Origin of the sequence: Sulfurospirillum sp. (genome assembly GCF_036802865.1) — a bacterium.
GTDB lineage: Bacteria > Campylobacterota > Campylobacteria > Campylobacterales > Sulfurospirillaceae > Sulfurospirillum.
In genome coordinates this window covers 39,275-55,488 of sequence record NZ_DAIRVK010000003.1, presented here as the reverse complement: position 1 = coordinate 55,488, position 16,214 = coordinate 39,275, and the positions used below count along the sequence as shown (strand labels likewise).

19 protein-coding genes are annotated in these 16,214 nt (G+C 38.7%); 11 read left to right on the top strand and 8 right to left on the bottom strand.

The genetic code is table 11. The features are described from left to right. Positions 1-22 precede the first annotated feature (22 nt). Complete coding sequence (locus V7Q04_RS08060; protein ID WP_333804486.1) at positions 23-943, bottom strand: D-alanyl-D-alanine carboxypeptidase family protein; 921 nt, start codon at positions 941-943, stop codon at positions 23-25. 206 nt (positions 944-1,149) lie between these two features. Here V7Q04_RS08060 and V7Q04_RS08055 point away from each other — a divergent pair, with 206 nt between their 5' ends. Genes V7Q04_RS08055 through V7Q04_RS08015 form a run of 9 tightly spaced genes read left to right on the top strand, consistent with a single transcriptional unit; the run spans position 1,150 to position 7,467 of the window. Continuing rightward, positions 1,150-1,929: a TOBE domain-containing protein gene (locus tag V7Q04_RS08055; RefSeq protein ID WP_333804485.1), complete on the top strand. Its 780-nt coding sequence runs from the start codon at positions 1,150-1,152 to the stop codon at positions 1,927-1,929. A 15-nt stretch (positions 1,930-1,944) separates the two neighbouring features. After that, positions 1,945-2,694 carry a molybdate ABC transporter substrate-binding protein gene (gene modA / locus V7Q04_RS08050; protein WP_333804484.1) on the top strand — a complete coding sequence of 250 codons (750 nt, stop codon included), beginning with the start codon at positions 1,945-1,947 and terminating at the stop codon, positions 2,692-2,694. After that, positions 2,687-3,088 (top strand): TOBE domain-containing protein, encoded by a 402-nt coding sequence (locus V7Q04_RS08045; RefSeq protein WP_333804483.1) that lies wholly within the window; start codon positions 2,687-2,689, stop codon positions 3,086-3,088. The genes modA (V7Q04_RS08050) and V7Q04_RS08045 overlap by 8 nt, the downstream gene beginning before the upstream one ends. Continuing rightward, entirely contained in the window at positions 3,081-3,779 is a 699-nt protein-coding gene (gene modB / locus V7Q04_RS08040) for a molybdate ABC transporter permease subunit (RefSeq protein WP_333804707.1), read from the top strand. Before V7Q04_RS08045 ends, modB (V7Q04_RS08040) begins: the two co-directional genes overlap by 8 nt. Next, positions 3,776-4,633 (top strand): ABC transporter ATP-binding protein, encoded by an 858-nt coding sequence (locus V7Q04_RS08035; RefSeq protein ID WP_333804482.1) that lies wholly within the window; start codon positions 3,776-3,778, stop codon positions 4,631-4,633. Before modB (V7Q04_RS08040) ends, V7Q04_RS08035 begins: the two co-directional genes overlap by 4 nt. 9 nt (positions 4,634-4,642) lie before the next feature. Then, a complete protein-coding gene (gene modA, locus V7Q04_RS08030; RefSeq protein ID WP_333804481.1) occupies positions 4,643-5,353 on the top strand; it encodes a molybdate ABC transporter substrate-binding protein in 711 nt (236 codons plus the stop codon). Further along, positions 5,343-6,020 (top strand): molybdate ABC transporter permease subunit, encoded by a 678-nt coding sequence (gene modB / locus V7Q04_RS08025; RefSeq protein ID WP_333804705.1) that lies wholly within the window; start codon positions 5,343-5,345, stop codon positions 6,018-6,020. Before modA (V7Q04_RS08030) ends, modB (V7Q04_RS08025) begins: the two co-directional genes overlap by 11 nt. Before the next feature lie 41 nt (positions 6,021-6,061). Beyond that, a complete protein-coding gene (gene modD / locus V7Q04_RS08020) occupies positions 6,062-6,880 on the top strand; it encodes a ModD protein (RefSeq protein ID WP_333804480.1) in 819 nt (272 codons plus the stop codon). Beyond that, positions 6,880-7,467 (top strand): IMPACT family protein, encoded by a 588-nt coding sequence (locus V7Q04_RS08015; protein WP_333804479.1) that lies wholly within the window; start codon positions 6,880-6,882, stop codon positions 7,465-7,467. Before modD ends, V7Q04_RS08015 begins: the two co-directional genes overlap by 1 nt. 1 nt (position 7,468) lies before the next feature. On the opposite strand, the gene V7Q04_RS08010 is transcribed toward V7Q04_RS08015, so the two are convergent. The 5 genes from V7Q04_RS08010 to V7Q04_RS07990 form a co-directional block, all read right to left on the bottom strand. Continuing rightward, on the bottom strand, positions 7,469-8,035 hold the full coding sequence (locus V7Q04_RS08010) for a YceI family protein (RefSeq protein WP_333804478.1): 567 nt from the start codon (positions 8,033-8,035) through the stop codon (positions 7,469-7,471). Between the two features lie 81 nt (positions 8,036-8,116). Further along, the gene (locus V7Q04_RS08005; protein ID WP_333804477.1) at positions 8,117-8,587 is read right to left on the bottom strand and encodes a phosphatidylglycerophosphatase A family protein; all 471 of its coding nucleotides are present in this window, start codon (positions 8,585-8,587) and stop codon (positions 8,117-8,119) included. A gap of 7 nt (positions 8,588-8,594) precedes the next feature. Next, on the bottom strand, positions 8,595-9,788 hold the full coding sequence (locus tag V7Q04_RS08000) for a sulfate adenylyltransferase (protein ID WP_333804476.1): 1,194 nt from the start codon (positions 9,786-9,788) through the stop codon (positions 8,595-8,597). Then, entirely contained in the window at positions 9,766-10,653 is an 888-nt protein-coding gene (locus V7Q04_RS07995) for a response regulator (RefSeq protein WP_333804475.1), read from the bottom strand. Before V7Q04_RS07995 ends, V7Q04_RS08000 begins: the two co-directional genes overlap by 23 nt. Beyond that, positions 10,650-11,774 carry a bifunctional 2-C-methyl-D-erythritol 4-phosphate cytidylyltransferase/2-C-methyl-D-erythritol 2,4-cyclodiphosphate synthase gene (locus V7Q04_RS07990; protein WP_333804474.1) on the bottom strand — a complete coding sequence of 375 codons (1,125 nt, stop codon included), beginning with the start codon at positions 11,772-11,774 and terminating at the stop codon, positions 10,650-10,652. The genes V7Q04_RS07995 and V7Q04_RS07990 overlap by 4 nt, the downstream gene beginning before the upstream one ends. Positions 11,775-11,880: 106 nt before the next feature. Here V7Q04_RS07990 and V7Q04_RS07985 point away from each other — a divergent pair, with 106 nt between their 5' ends. Then, positions 11,881-13,011, top strand: coding sequence for an Mrp/NBP35 family ATP-binding protein (locus V7Q04_RS07985; protein WP_333804473.1), 1,131 nt, complete (start codon positions 11,881-11,883; stop codon positions 13,009-13,011). Between the two features lie 17 nt (positions 13,012-13,028). Then, on the top strand, positions 13,029-14,246 hold the full coding sequence (locus tag V7Q04_RS07980; protein WP_333804472.1) for a 2,3,4,5-tetrahydropyridine-2,6-carboxylate N-succinyltransferase: 1,218 nt from the start codon (positions 13,029-13,031) through the stop codon (positions 14,244-14,246). Between the two features lie 348 nt (positions 14,247-14,594). On the opposite strand, the gene V7Q04_RS07975 is transcribed toward V7Q04_RS07980, so the two are convergent. Together V7Q04_RS07975 and V7Q04_RS07970 are read right to left on the bottom strand one after the other, a co-directional pair. Next, positions 14,595-14,813 carry a hypothetical protein gene (locus V7Q04_RS07975; RefSeq protein ID WP_333804471.1) on the bottom strand — a complete coding sequence of 73 codons (219 nt, stop codon included), beginning with the start codon at positions 14,811-14,813 and terminating at the stop codon, positions 14,595-14,597. A gap of 65 nt (positions 14,814-14,878) precedes the next feature. After that, on the bottom strand, positions 14,879-16,096 hold the full coding sequence (locus V7Q04_RS07970) for a GGDEF domain-containing protein (protein WP_333804470.1): 1,218 nt from the start codon (positions 16,094-16,096) through the stop codon (positions 14,879-14,881). Between the last annotated feature and the right edge of the window lie 118 nt (positions 16,097-16,214).

Here is a 16,214-nt window from a genome sequence, read left to right as displayed (position 1 = left end):
AAGGCTTGTCAAAAGACAAGCCTTAAGCTATTTTATGTGCTTTTTTCTTGGTAGAGGCTGTTTTCTTGCTGTTTTTAGAAGGGGCAATGACTTTTTTAGCCGTTCTTGTTTCTGTTATATCCGGCAAAACATCTTCAAAAATGGTTTTAATGTCGTTCCATCTGTGTTCAGAGTTGAGCATTACTACAAGGATATCTTTATCGTCTTTTTTGGCTCTCGCAATCAGACATGGACCCGCTTTTTGCGTGTAACCTGTTTTAATTCCTACTGCGTATTTATAGTTGTTAAGAAGTTTATTGTGTGTGTAAGCGGCATAGCCTCTTTTGGTATTGATAGCTTTAAAATCATGACGTTTTAGTTTTGCCATATCGTTGAAAGCACTGTTTTTGATAGCATATTCACTGAGGTTTAAAAGATCAAGTGCTGTAGAGTAATGATTGCCAAAATTGCTACTGTCAAAGCCACACGGATTGGTAAAGTTTGTATTTCTCATCCCAATTGCTTTTGCTTTTCTGTTCATCATTCCTACAAATTTATCGACATCGCCATCACCCAAAAATACACCTATACTCATAGCCGCATCGTTCGCTGACATGACCATCGCTGCTTTGACAAGATCACGTAAGTAAAATTTTTCACCTACTCTAAGACCCGCTTTGGTAGGTTCGACTTGGATCATTTCACGGGTAATCGTTACTACCTCATTCATTCGGCCACTCTCAATCGCCAACATTGCTGTCATAATCTTTGTTAAACTTGCAGGTTGGTTGATTTTTTGCTCATCTTTGGCAAATATCAGTTGTTTGGTTGTTAAGTCTTTTGCAATGATAGAATCGGTGTTACGTTTAATACGATCCGCAGTCTCTTTGTCAAGATAAGCTGCGCTAAGTGAAGTTGAAATAATACATGCGCCGCAGATAAGCGATAAAATTTTTTGTGTCATGCTGCTCTTTTTTAAGAATTTGTTTTTTTCATTTTAGTAAAAGTTTCTTAAAAACTCCCTTTGAAAATGGCTAAAATAGCCACTTTGGTTCAAAAGATGAAAAATTAAACATAAAGCGTTATAACAGTTAAGGTAATAACGTTATAATGCTCAAAATATTTAATGCAGGTCTACCGTTATATACTTTTTATACATAAGGAACTTATATGGAAGGGATTGCCTCTGGGGTAATGAGTTTTGACAAGCCCGCTCTTTTGGAAAAGCGCATTAGACTTCTCGAAGCGATTGCTGAAACAGGCTCAATTAGCAGTGCGGCTAAGCGCGTAGGCCTTAGTTACAAAGCGGCATGGGAAGCGGTTGACACGATGAATAATCTCTCCCATAACCCTCTGGTTGTGCGTGTTACAGGTGGTAGTGGAGGAGGGGGGACAACGCTTACGCTTCTTGGATGTGAAGTTGTTGCCAACTATAGCGTTTTAAAAAAAGAGTATGAGAGGTTTTTAAATCGTCTTTCGACAATGGGTGATTTTGAAATGAACAGTTTAAAACACATACAAAGGATTGCTATGCAAATCAGTGCACGTAATCAGCTGATGGGAAAAGTCGGCGAGATCAAACAGGCAAAAGTCAATGCAGAAGTGCATATTGTGCTTAAAAGTGGTGTTATTTTAGTCTCTACGATCACGAACAGTGCGGTTGAAGAATTGGGTCTTGAAATTGGCGATGAAGTGGTGGGTATCATCAAAGCGTCTTCTGTTCTTATCTCAAATGAGCTCAGTATTGCAACCAGTGCACGCAATAAACTCGTAGGCATGGTAACGGACATTAAACTTGGCGAAGTCAATGCTCAGGTCAGTGTTGATATCGGACAAAATGACGTTGTGGTTTCTACTATTACCGCTGAATCGGTAAGAGCTTTAGGGCTTGGAATTGGTTCGCGTGTTTGTGCCATCATTAAATCCAGTAGTATCTTAATCGGAAAATAATCTAAAGGAGTCGTTATGTTAAAATTATTATTAGTGAGTGCGGTGTTATCAGTATCTTTAGTTGCAGGAGAGATCAGTGTTGCGGTTGCCGCAAATCTTAGCGATGTCATCGAAGTCTTTAAAACTGAGTTTGCCAAAACAAACCCTAATACTAAAGTCAACACCGTTTTAGGTGCCAGTGGTAAATTTACGACACAAATCAAAAGTGGCGCACCCTTCGATCTTTTTTTAAGTGCTGATATGGGCTTTCCTGAGAATCTTTATGCTGAAAAAATTGCAATAACAAAACCCGTTGTATACGCAAGTGGCGCTTTAGCAATGGTCAGTGTTAAAGGTCTTGATTTAAGCAAAGGTATTGCGGTACTGGATGATCCAAAAGTAGAAAAAGTAGCGATCGCAAATCCTAAAACAGCGCCGTATGGAACTGCGAGTATTGAGGCATTTAAAAATGCAAAACTCTTTGAAAAAGTGGAGCCAAAATTGGTTCAAGGTGACAGTATTGGTCAAGCGTTACAGTTTTCTCTTACGGCGGCTGATGTTGGTTTTGTAAATGCATCTGCTTTTTACAGTGACAAAATGAAAGAGTATAAAAAAGGTGTTCAATGGGTAGATGTTGATCCAAAATTGTATACACCCATTGCTCAAGGTATCGTTCTTTTAAAACAAGCAGAGAACAATGCTGAAGCCAAAGCGTTTTATGATTTTGTCTTAAGTGCTAAAGCCAAAGCGGTCTTTAAAAACTATGGATATTTAGTCAATGAATAGACTCAGTGCCATTGTGACACAGATTGAAGGCGAGCAGAACCTGCACATCATCTCTTTTGAGTGTGCAGGAAGTAAGCTTAAAATGATGGGACTTGATTTACCCAAAGGGTTACATATAAACGCTCATGTAACTCTTGGCATCAAGCCTTCCCATGTAGCAATTGCAAAAAATATGAGCGGAGAATTGAGCTATTCTAATCAGCTTCAAGCGACTATTAAAAGTATTGAAAACGGAAAATTACTCAGCAGTATTCTCTTACACGTCAACGAAAATGAGATGCAAAGCTTTATTACACGCTCTTCTTGCGAACGGATGAATCTACAAAGCGGTGATGATGTGACCTTACTGATGAAAGCAAGTGAGCTTTTTGTCTTGGAGGTCAATGATGCTTGAAAAGTTGATGGCATTGGAATTCACTCCTTTTTTGATCTCGTTTAAATTGGCATCCATTACCACCGCGATTCTCTTCATTGTTTCTTTATTTTTAGCATGGAATTTATCGCAAAGTAAGTCTCGGTTTAAACCTATTTTTGAAGCCATTACAGCACTGCCGATTGTTTTGCCTCCTTCTGTTTTAGGTTTTTACATTCTTTATTCCCTCTCATTTCACTCTCCCCTCGGACGTTTTTTTCAAGATGTTTTTGGGATAAAATTGGTTTTTAACTTCACAGGTCTTGTTATAGCGAGTTGTTTTTATTCCCTTCCTTTTATGGTTCAGCCCTTGCAAGGTGGTTTTGAGGCATTGCCTAAGAATATGCTGGAGGCTTCTTATATTGCGGGTAAAAGTAAGCTTAAAACACTTTTGTGCGTAGCGCTTCCAAATATAAAGCCTTCTTTAATGACCGCAATTGTGATTACATTTGCTCATACAGTGGGCGAATTTGGTGTTGTTTTGATGGTGGGTGGAAGTATTCCGAGTCAAACGAAAACCGCTTCTATTGCTGTGTATGAATTGGTTGAAATTATGGATTATACCAGCGCTCATATTTACAGTGGCATTATGGTTTTGATTAGTTTTTTGGTTCTTCTTTTGGTGTATATTTTTAATCGTAAACAGAATCACCATTTGGGAGGACTTTCATGATAAAAATCGACGTCTCTAAAGAGCTTTTAGGGTCACTGGGCAAAATGGATTTGTCCATTAATCTTGACATAAGTTCTCAAAGCTTTGTGGCACTTTCGGGGCAAAGCGGCAGTGGTAAAACGACACTGCTTCGCATTCTTGCAGGACTTGAGAGTGCCAAAGGAGCGATAAAAGTTGATGATGAGGTGTGGTTAGATGAAACGCATTCTCTTGCACCGCAACAACGAGGCATCGGCTTTGTTTTTCAAGACTACGCACTTTTCCCTAACATGAGTGTTTTAGATAATCTACTGTTTGTCCGCAAAGACAAAGAGCTTGCCAAGCAACTTTTGGATTTGACGGAACTTCTTGAGTTATCAAGTCGTAAACCTGCTACGTTGTCGGGTGGTCAAAAACAAAGAGTGAGTTTGTGCCGAGCAATGATGAATCGCCCCAAACTTCTTTTGATGGATGAACCACTCTCTGCGCTTGATCCGCTTATGCGCAATAAACTGCAACATGAAATATTAACTTTGCACAAAAAATTTGGCACGACAACAATGATGGTGAGTCATGATCCCAGTGAAATTTACCGTCTCAGTTCCCGTGTAGTAGTGCTTTCCCAAGGAAAAGTGCTGCAAGATGGTGATGCCAAAAGTGTGCTTCTTCGCACACAAGGAAGCCAAAAATTTTCTTTTGAGGGTGAACTTTTAGACATTGTTAAAGTGGATGTTATTTTTATTGCTATTGTCGCTATTGGACAACAAATTGTAGAAGTAGTTCTGGATGAGAGCGAAGCAAAAGATTTGCAGGTAGGCGATGTGGTGAGTATAGGAACAAAAGCTTTTGCACCTATGATTCAAAGGCTAACGTAAGGAGAGAAGGTGAAAAACGTATTTTTGTTCGTTATTTTTGTTCTTTTAAGCAACACTTTTGCAGACGATCTTAAAATTGCTGTAGGCGCAGGGTATAAAAAACCCATGCAAGAGGTACTCAAAGCGTATGCCGAAAATCATGCCAATGTGGATGCAATGTATGGCAATATGGCGCAAATTTTTGCGCATGCTAAGCAAATGGAAATTTCTTTAGTGATTGCCGATCAAAAATTCTTAGAAAAGCAAAATGAGCTTTCCTTTCGTCATTATCAGACACTAGGGCTTGGAAAAGCTGTGATTGCCTATGCTAAAGGTGTGACTTTGCATAGCGTGGAAGATTTAAAAAATGACACAATTAAATCCATTGCAATGCCTGAAGCTAAAAAAGCCATATACGGCGATGCGGGCATAGAATTTTTACACAATGCTAAGCTTTACGACAGTGTCAAAGAAAAATTGATGTTCGTCGCTACGGTACCCCAAGTAAATTCTTATGTGAGCACGCATGAGGTTGATGTTGGCATTATGAATCTCACTTCAGCACTCGATAGCGGTGAAAAGATAGGTGGATACATTGAAATTCCACAAGAATACTATACTAAAATCGAGATTGTAGCGGGAAGTTTAGCAACATGTGAAGCAGACAAAGCATGTCAAGAATTTATTACTTTTTTGAATACCCCCAAAGCTAAGGAAATATTTGTCAAATATGGGCTTTGAGATGGTTCAGGTTTGGCATCCGCTGGTGCTAAGCCTGAAAACCATAAGTGTGGTAGCACTGCTTTTAGTCTTATTGGGCATCCCCTTGGCGTACCTTCTCTCCTTCGAAAAACTTCGTTTTAAGTGGCTTTTGGAAACGCTGGTGACACTACCTCTTATTTTCCCTCCTATTGCCATTGGTTTTTTACTTTTGCTTCTGTTAGGCAAACATGGTTGGATTGGGAGTTATTTTAATGCGATGGGCATACGGTTTATCTTTGATTTTAAAGGGCTTGTGCTAGCGGGTTTTGTAGCCGCTCTTCCTTTGATGGTAAAGCCTTTACAGTCTGCCATTGAGCTTTTCCCAAAAGCCATTAAAGAGGCGGCGTATATGAGTGGCAGAAGTAGGTTTTATACATTTCTATTTATTGTTTTGCCTTGTATTAAAAAAAGTGTGGTTGCTGCTTTACTCATTGCATCAGCACGAGCTTTAGGTGAAGTGGGCATTAGCCTGATGCTGGGCGGAAATATTGTTGGTAAAACAGATACCATTTCTCTTGCCATCTACAATGCCGTTTTTGATGGCGAGTACCGTTTGGCTCTACTTTTATGTGCTATTTTGATTGTCATCTCTTTGGCTGTTTTTATGGCATTGCATTTTTTTCAAAAAGAGAAAAATTTACTTTAGTTTATTTTTGTTACAATATTTTAAAATAAAAAGGTGTTCATATGATGGATATGATACGTGAGGATGTCGGTTTAATCGACATGACCACGGTGGGATTGGATATTGGGTCTAAAAAAGCCAAGATTTCATTTGCTACCAAAGAGCCTATTGTTCTTTGCGGTGTAGAGTTTGTCAAAGAGATGTGTCAAAAGCTAGGACTTGAAACACATGCTTATAAAGAGTGTGGCGATCGACTTGAAGCAGGTGAGCTTATCTTAGAGGCTTATGGTAGAGCTGACGCAGCCCATAAAGCATGGAAAGTAAGCCAAAATATTCTTGAATTTTTAAGTGGTATTGCTACCAAAACGAATACGATGCTAACCCTTGCACGCGAGATTAATCCTAAAATAGAGCTTTTAACCACACGTAAAATTTTTCCTCGAACCAAAGAGCTAGCGCTTAAAGCAGTTTATGCAGGGGGAGGCGCACATCATCGTTTAGGGCTTTATGACTCTGTTTTAGTCTTTAAACAACACCGTGTATTTTTTGAGAGTGACGCGGCATTTGAAGTACAATTTGCCAAAATGAAACAGAAGTATTTGGAAAAAAAGATTGTTGTAGAAGTGGATAGTTTTAAAGAGGCACATTATTTTGCAAGACTTGGCACACAAATACTGCAATGTGAAAAAATGAACTTTGAAACACTAGAGCGTTGTGTGGCACTTAAAGAGGAGTTTCCTCATTTGCTTCTTTCCGCAACAGGAGGCATTGGGGAGCATAACATCGTTGCGTATGCTAAAACAGGGGTCGATTTTATTGTCACATCTTCGCCATACCATGCAAAACCTTCTGATATTCGTGTGGTCATAGAACGCGTTTAATGCAGACGATTGAGCAGATTTATACCGCAGAGGTTGAAGAAAAAAAATCGACATTTTTGGCGTACCTTTGCCCGATAAGTGATTTTGAATCGTTACATATAAAACTCAAAAATGAACATCCTAAAGCGGCGCATATTGTTTGGGCAAAACGTTTTTTTAACGAATACCGTCAAGTGGTAGAAAACAACAGCGACGATGGTGAGCCAAAAGGTACTTCTGGTCCGCCCGTGCTTAATGTCATGCGGGGTGTGGAACTGGTAAATACAGGACTTCTCATCGTACGGTATTTTGGAGGTATTAAATTAGGGACGGGTGGACTGGTTCGGGCGTATGGTAGCAGTGCCAAAGAGGTTATTGCCCATGCAAAACTCATCCCTTTTGTCTTTAAAGAAATGCTTACATTTAAAACAGAATATTCTCTCGTACCACGTTTTGAGCATTACACAACAACACATGTGGTAACGGTGGTCAAAAGAGAATTTGAAAGTGATGGAGTGATGTGGATGATAGAGGTGAGTGAAGGGGAAAAAGAGCATTTTCTACTCTTCTCCCAGCCTTTTGAACGCGACGGATTTAAACGCTTATAACTTATAATTCGATTGCTTCGACTTCGATCGCAATGTTGATGGTATCGCCTACCGTTAGTCCGCCACCTTCTAAGATTTTATTCCATGTTAGTCCAAAATCTTTACGGTTTAGTTTACCTTCTAGGGTAAAGCCTACACGTTGATGTCCTTGAAAATCTTTAACAACACCATGAATGGTACTTTCCAAAATAACATCTTTGGTAATGCCATGAATGGTTAGTTTGCCATACACTTTATCATCTTTCATCGAAGTCATAACAAAGTCAATGGTTTTGAATTTTTCCACATCAAAAAAATCACCGCTACGTAAATGCTCATCACGCTTAGCAATACCCGTATCTACGGAAGATGCTTCAATTTTTGCACTCAATTTATTGAATGTTTTTTTCGCCGCATCATAATCAATCTCTGCATTATAGGCATTAAAATTACCTTTAACATTAGAAATCATCATGTGTTTGACAGAAAAGCCTACATTGGAGTGCGTGTTGTCGATAACAAACTCTTTTGCTTCTGCAAAGGAGAAAAGAAGAGTCATAGCCATAAGCAGTTTGAAGAGGTGTTGCATAGTTTATCCTTATCCTAGAAAATCTGTTCAAAGTATAGTTGCATCACGCTTATGGCTATGGTATTACGGAAAAGTAATATTTTAGTTTAAGAGAGTACTTTTGACGTATTCAAAAAGCTGAAAAGTTCCTGCGCTGCAGATGCCTGCAAGGAGTCCTGCTAGCATATCATCACCCATCACACCCCAACCGCCCTTAACATTTCGGTCAATTTTTCCAATCAATGAAGGTTTCCATATGTCAAAAATACGGAAAAATACAAAACTAAAGAAAATCTGTTGCAGTGTTCCTGAGCTTAAAATAAGCGCAATCCACACACCAACTACTTCGTCAATGACAATACGGCTGTCATCATGGTTACCACTGCTTGCTTCATATGCGTTGATCTGTTTAACGCCCATCAATGTAAACAGAATGGTTAAAAGTACCAATGTTTCCATAGAAATGTATTGAATAATCAAAGCACCAAGGATAACAGCAAGCAGTGAACCTGCTGTTCCTGGAGCTTTTGGTGCGAGTCCTGAATATAAAAAAGTTAAAAAAGCATTTGGCATAAATATCCTAAGTAAGTGAAGTTGTCTGATGTAAACGCATCAGTTCAAGGTAAAAATCGCGTTCATCGTGACTTTCTAACAAGCCACTGTTGGGGAACATCGCGTCATAAATTTTCCCGATATTGTCAAATCGATGTTTAAAAAGCTCACTTAAAAGCAGTGCTGAAATATCTTTACGCATAAAGATAGCAGGTGGCAACATACCTGCTTTTAAAATTTCCAGCAATGATTCTGCGTGGTACTTGATATGATGATGCCCACCATGTGGGCAGGTATTGGTACTCACAAGCGTTTTACATTCGTTGCAGTAGACAAATTCCGTAATAATCTCAATATCGATGTCCAAATCTTCATAATGATCCAAAATAGATTTCATCTCATTTTGATCGTAGTATGCACCGATACCACTGTGATGCTGTCCTAAAACAAGCTTATTGCATCCAAAGTTAGACGCACAAATGGCATCAAGGATAGCGTTTTTGTAGCTGGAAAAAAGATAGGTATTTTCAAAAGGAACAATAACGACACGGTTTTTAGGGAGGTAGTTATCGACAAAATACTGCAAAGCTTTTAAACGAAGCTCATACGAAAGCAAGTCTTGTTTGTAAGGCTTCAGTAAGAAGATAACGAGCATATCGCACTTTTCAAGTGTAATACGAATGACTCTTTCATGCGCTCTGTGAAAAGGTTTTGCATTCATCATCATAGCAGCGACATTTTTGGCACCCAGTTGTATTTTGGCATCAGCAATTTTGTTTTTCACATTTTTGATGTCATCAAAATGGAGTTCATATTCACCACATACTGCGATATCACCAAGCCGTTTAAGAAATGTCTGTGTTTCAGGATTGGAGATATCATACGTTCCAAAAATTTGTTCAATACGCTTTTTCTTATCCACTTCAAAGACTTCATCAACGATGATGGTTCCTCGTATTTTACTATCAACGACAAAATCAAGAGGTTCACCTTGATAAGCAGTCGTCAAGACTTCTTTGTTCTTTTCGCCTGCTGGAGCAATAATGAAAGGGAATGGAAAAGGTTTACCTTTGTAGTAGCCACTCTCTTCAACCTCTTTAGCCTCAGCTCGGGTCATCAGCTTGTCGACAGGATACAAAATGCCCTCTTTGGCAAGTCCAAGTGTTGCTAAGAATTCTTTATCTAAAAAAAGTTGACGGTTATTTTTTCTTGTTGATTCCATATTTCTTCCTTTTTTCCCATAGACTTTTGCGCGATATGCCTAATTTTTTTGAGAGTTCTGTATCTGGGAATTTATTTTGAAAATTGAAGATGACATATTTAACATAATCATCAATACACAAAATATCACCTTGGTCTAAAATCTTACTGTCGGTGTTAATTTCTATTTTTGTAAAGTCACTCTCTTCATTAGGGTCAGTGCTACAAATAATAGCACGTTTGCCTTCTATGATGTTGTAGACTTTAAGTTTTTCGCTTTTTTTAAGGTTTTGAAGGTCAATAATGTAGAGTAATTCCTCACTTCCTGCACGTGCAATTTTTTCAAAGGCATTGGTTTGGGTGAGGGAGATAAAGGTAAATGTTTCATTGAGTGAGCTAGCATAGTTAAAAACAAGTGCATCAGCATGTTTTTGAAAATTGGTTTTAATGACAATAGGAAATTTTATTTTTTTATCAAGGGGTTCTAAGTTTGCACTACTAAAAAGATTTTTAACATACTCTTTATAGGTTTCATTCTCTTTTTTAAGGTTTCTAAAGTCGCTTAAATGTTGAAGTTTACGTATCAATTCTTCAATCATGAAGGGTTTTTGAATATAATCACTTGCTCCTGCTTTAATTGGGTTGGTGACGGTATCGTTACTAATATATGAGATCATTAAAATAATGATTGAAGAGCGGTGTTTTTCGATGACGGGGTAGAAATTTTGTCCTGAGATATTGGTTGAGAGCAAGATGGCATCGTATTTTTCATCTTTAAGTGCATCTTTAATACTGGTAGCAATCTCACATAAATGTCCAATTTCCATTAACTTAGAGGCGATACTTTGAGCGAGATAAATCTCGTTTTCAACGATTAAAATCTTCATACATTCGTCCAATCATAATATTTTAATGTGGCCGTTGCACTGACTGCAACACCTTCGCTTCGCCCAACAAATCCCAGTTTTTCCGTTGTGGTTGCTTTTACATTCACATGGATCGGAGAAAGTGCCATAATATCGGCAAGGGCGAATCTCATCTTGTCCTTAAATGCGCTTAGGCGCGGAAACTCTGCCATAACTGTAAGATCGCAATGAACGATCTCAAATCCTACCTTCGCTAAAAAAGAACATACCTCCTTGAGCAGTTGTTTTGAATCAATATTTTTATAACGCATGTCATTGTCAGGGAAAAGTTCTCCAATGTCTCCCGCTCCAGAAGCGCCTAAAAGAGCGTCGATGAGAGCGTGAATCGCCACATCGCCATCGGAGTGGGCTTTAAAGCCTGTTGTGGGGTGAACTTCCACACCTCCTAGCATCATGACTTTACCCTCTTCGAATGCATGTACGTCAAAGCCTTGCCCTACAAATGTGGTAGAAGAAGGTGCTTTAAGGCATGGAATAGTTGCAATATCTTCTTTACAGGTAAGCTTTTTAGCCTCTGGGTTTCCAAGCACGTAAGCGACTTTTCCACCCATGGCTTTAATGGCACTGCTATCGTCCGTATAAAGCGTTTGGGTTTGCAGTGCGCCTCTTAACATTTCGGTACATGAAAGTTGTGGTGTTTGAATCAATTTGACATGATCACGGTTGATGGTGTTTTCTTCATAAACAACGGTGTCCACGACTGGTAGATAGGGCACAACAATATCCGCATTTTCCATCTCAGAGACGATGCGCACAAGCATTGCTTGATCGATACAAGGACGTGCGATGTCACTGACTAAGACGTAAGGTGTCTTTACATGCATAAGCGCATTGGCTAAAGACTCTTGTCTGGTCGAACCGCCTTCTACAAAGGTTATTGTATCGCTAAACTTGCTCGCATAAAAATGTTCATCAGGTGTTGTCGTCACAATGATTTGCTTAAAAGGAAAAAGCTGTTGAAGATTTTGGGTAGCCAAAAGCCATAAGGGAGTCTCATCAATACGCAACCACTGCTTTTTAACACGTTGGTTAAACCTTGAAGAACTACCTGCGCCTAACATCACAAGTGCTAAATCGGGCAAACTTTGTCCTTTTTTCTGAAGTGTTACAATATTATACATTTTGAAAGCTTTTTTTTATCTTTTTTGTGTTAAATTCCGCCATCACTTAAGCATAAAGGTCGAAAAAATGTTAAATAAAGACGCAGTTTTAAGCGCATTAGGTGGCGTAAAATACCCAGGTTTTGAGAAAGATATTGTGACATTTGGTTTTGTCAAAAATATCGATATTTCAGATAATAATGTTTATATAGAAGCAGAAATCGTCTCTTCAAGTAAAGAGGTCGCTGACGAATTAAAAGGTTCTATTGAAAAAGCTATTAAAGCTATTGGTGCAGGTCGTGTAGATGTTGTTGTAAAGCAACCGAAGGCTCCAGCAGAGAAAAGTAACTCACAATCTGGCAAAAATATGGCTCCACACATCAAAAATTTTGTCATGGTAAGCTCAGGAAAAGGCGGTGTTGGTAAAACAACGACAACCGTTAACTTAGCTATTGCTCTTGCTAGTCAAGGCAAAAAAGTAGGGTTACTCGATGCGGACATTTATGGTCCAAATGTGCCTCGTATGATGGGCGTGGTCGATACGCACCCTGAAATTGTTGGACAAAAAGTAAAACCAATTGTAGCGTATGGTGTTGAGATGATGAGCATGGGTTCTTTAATGGAAAATGGTCAATCGCTCATTTGGAGAGGTGCCATGGTTATGAAAGCCATTGAGCAACTCTTACGTGATATTTTATGGAGTGATTTGGATGTTCTTTTCATTGACATGCCTCCAGGAACAGGTGATGCGCAATTAACACTGGCTCAAAGTGTTCCAGTAACCGCAGGTATCTGTGTCACAACGCCTCAACAAGTTGCCCTTGATGATACCGAGCGAAGTCTTGATATGTTCCAAAAACTCCACATTCCTATTGCTGGAATTATGGAAAACATGAGTGGTTTTATCTGCCCTGAGACAAATAAAGAGTATGATATCTTTGGAAAAGGAACGACCAAACCGTTGGCAGAAAAATTTGAAACCATCGTAATTGGCGAGATTCCTATTGAGCCTGCTGTAAGAGAAGGTGGCGATGCTGGAAAACCAGTAACCTTCTTCCATCCAACCAGTGAAACCGCTAAACGTTACCAAGAATCTGCGCGTAAACTTTGGGAAGCTATTGAAAAAGTAAACGAAGAGGGTGGGGTGAGTAACGAAGCCATCCAACCAACAATGGGTGTTAACGGTGCACCAAGTGCGTGTTCAAGTGCTAAAAAGTAAGAATTAAAGGAGAAGATATGGCGTTACGTGTCACGATTGATGAGGCAGATTTTAAAGCATTAGTCAAAGAGATTGAATCACAAGAGGGGTATAAAAAGCCAATTGGTTTTGGTATCGCAAGAGTAGATCGTGGTCAACTCAGCCCTGAAAAGATTTTACAAGCAACGTTTCCTGTCATAAACTGGAATGAGAACTTTGGGAGTGCTGCTATTATGATTGCAGCATTGCAAGAAAGTGGTGTTGATGTAGATTTTTCAAGCAGTGAATTTGTCTATGATGTTAAAAAGAAATTTGTTAAAAATGCAATGAATGCTTATACGCCATACCTTAACCAAGCCATTGGTGAAGCGCATAAAAATGTCCAAGTGATTAAAACACTTGACTGGATCGCTCAAACGGAAAAACTCAAAAAAGATTATCGTATTGTGTTTTTATTTGAAGATGATGCACCTCTTAGCCCCGAAGCGGTTTATTTGAAGCTTTATGCGCTTTCTACGGGTAAAGCTCCCATTCGTTCTTTGAATCTTTCAGGCGCGTTTGGTGTTCTCGAAAACGTAGCATGGTCACTAGGTCAACCGATTGAGCTTGATTGGCTAAGAATGCATGAAGTAGAGATGAAACTTTTGGGTGAGTATCCACTTATCGAATCGGTTGATAAATTCCCACGTTTCCTAGCTCACATTATTCCTGCAAACAACACACGTATTTTAGATAGCAGTAAAGTTAGAATGGGCGCACAGCTTCATGCTGGAACAACCATTATGCCAGGTGCAAGCTATGTAAACTTTAATGCAGGTACCACAGGCGCTGTTATGGTCGAAGGACGTATAAGTTCTTCAGTTGTTGTTGGCAAAGGCAGTGATGTAGGAGGGGGTGCCAGTATCTTAGGCGTTCTGAGTGGAACGAACGGCAATCCTGTAAGCATTGGTGAAAACACATTGCTTGGGGCTAACTCCGTTACAGGTATTCCTGTTGGTAATGGGTGTATTGTTGATGCGGGCATTGCAATTTTAGAAGGCACAAAAATTGGAGTTAGTGGCGTAGAGCTTGCTAAGATTATTGAAGCTAATCCAAAAGCAAAACTCAAAAAAGCAGGCAAAGAAGAGATCGTGTTCTTTAAAGGCTTAGAGTTAGCTGGGCTTGATGGTATTCATTTCCGACAAAATAGTGTCAATGGTATGATCGTAGCAACACGTAGTAAACGCGAGATAAAGCTTAACAGCGAACTTCATTAATTTTTTTAAAAGAAGGAAAATTTGGGATTATCCAAATTTTCCTATCTTTTGATTGTATCCCTCAGCCCATAAAATAGAGAGTATTCGATAGGTATTTCTCGCGGTAAGATTTTTTTTGAAAACACCATGATTTCATATTTTTACATACTTTTTCACTGCATATATGGCATACGATTCCTTATTGTGAGCGTATAAAAATATTAATGATGAGAAAATAGAAGATATTATAAAAGGCAATAACGAAGGCGATTGTAGTTAAAAAGAGTATAAAAAAGTGAAAAAACGATTAATTTTAAAATATTAAATAATAAACTTCTTTCCTAACGCTTGAAAGAAGTCGATTAATATTTAAGGATTCTGTAACAGAGATTGATTAAATGATTCTGCCCATTTAGTAGAGATTTTCATATATGTTTCATTGGCGATAGGATCATCTTTTAAGACCCAATTACCACATGTTGAACAACGTGTTGCATACTCTTCAAGTTCTAGTAAACTCATCTCTTCGACGGCTTTGAGTCTTGCTTTGCACTCTGCAAGTGAGCATTTAAGTGGCGTGCTACTCATAGTGGATTTCCTTAGGATTAAGTTGGATCCATTCTATCATATTAAAAAAAGTAATTATATGTTAATTATAAGCAAATAAGACAGTTACGTCCACTCTCCTTGGCTTTGTACAACGCATCATCTGCAAGTTTTATAATCTCTTGAGGTGTCTTTCCTTTAGCAGACATCGCTACCCCAATGCTAACAGAGAGTCTCTCTTTTTTTACATCGGTTGATTTTTGCATCTCTTTAGGGGCTTTTTCGGGACGATTTTTATCACGTATAATGAAGCCACGTCTAAAAATATGCTCTCGAACCTCTTCTAAAGCCATAATACAATCTTCTTTTTTCTTGCCACTAAAAAGAATGGTAAATTCTTCACCACCGTAACGGTATGCTTTGCCGCCATTTTTAACATAGGTAAGTTCTTTTGCAACAAGTTTTAAAACATCATCACCAATATCATGACCGAATTTATCATTGAATTTTTTAAAAAAATCAATGTCAACCATAGCGATCATATAGTGAGAACCTAAGTGTAAAAAGCGTTCTTCGAGTGCTCTACGTGAAGGAATTCCTGTGAGCGTATCTGCATAGGCCATACGATAGGCATCATGCACAAGTGCACTAATTGCAATGATGGATGCGACGAAGGAAAACAGTATAAAATGGTTACTCTCTTGTAAAAAAAGCAGTGGAATTATTTGTGCTAAAAGCATCCAAAAAGGTGCCTTTTGACTTTGTGCTTCAAAGAGCATTGAAATCAAAAAGATAAAGCCTAAGGCAATAATGCTAATAATCAGAATAAAATCACTCGCCTTAGAGAGTCCTTGAAGTGTTACATGTAAAATAGGGGTATCAAGAGCTTTTTGAAGAGCGGGTGAAAAATATTTGAGCCCTGCATAGCCAATGCCGAGTATAACCAGACCAATGCTGGTACGAAAGATGCCAAAAGAGCTAAAAAGTCCTCTCTCTTGCAGTGCATAGACCAACAAATAGCCGAGTGCTGTAATAAGCGGTGCAATGTGCCAGAACGCAGGAACGCTCAATTTTGTAAAAAGTGTGTTGGGAAAAGCTAAACAAAGTGTAAAAAAAAGTGGGAAAAGAAGTAAAACAAACAATTTACTTTTATTGAAATAGATACTAAGAAAAATCGCAATCACAAACGAAATAAAAGTACTTTGCACTATGAAATAGTAAGCATATGTAGGGATAAGTTTAAATACAACGGTTACAAGAGCAAAGAGGATCATGCCTAAGCAAAGTGCATGAAAAGTAGAAAGAGCGTCCTTGATGTGTTGCATTAGCATCCCTGTTTTTTGCGATTATAGCAAAATTAACTCATACTCCCATTAATTGCCCATCATAGGCTGTTTGAGATGAGTTTTTCCTAAAAAGAATTTTACCATGTTTAGACTTTGA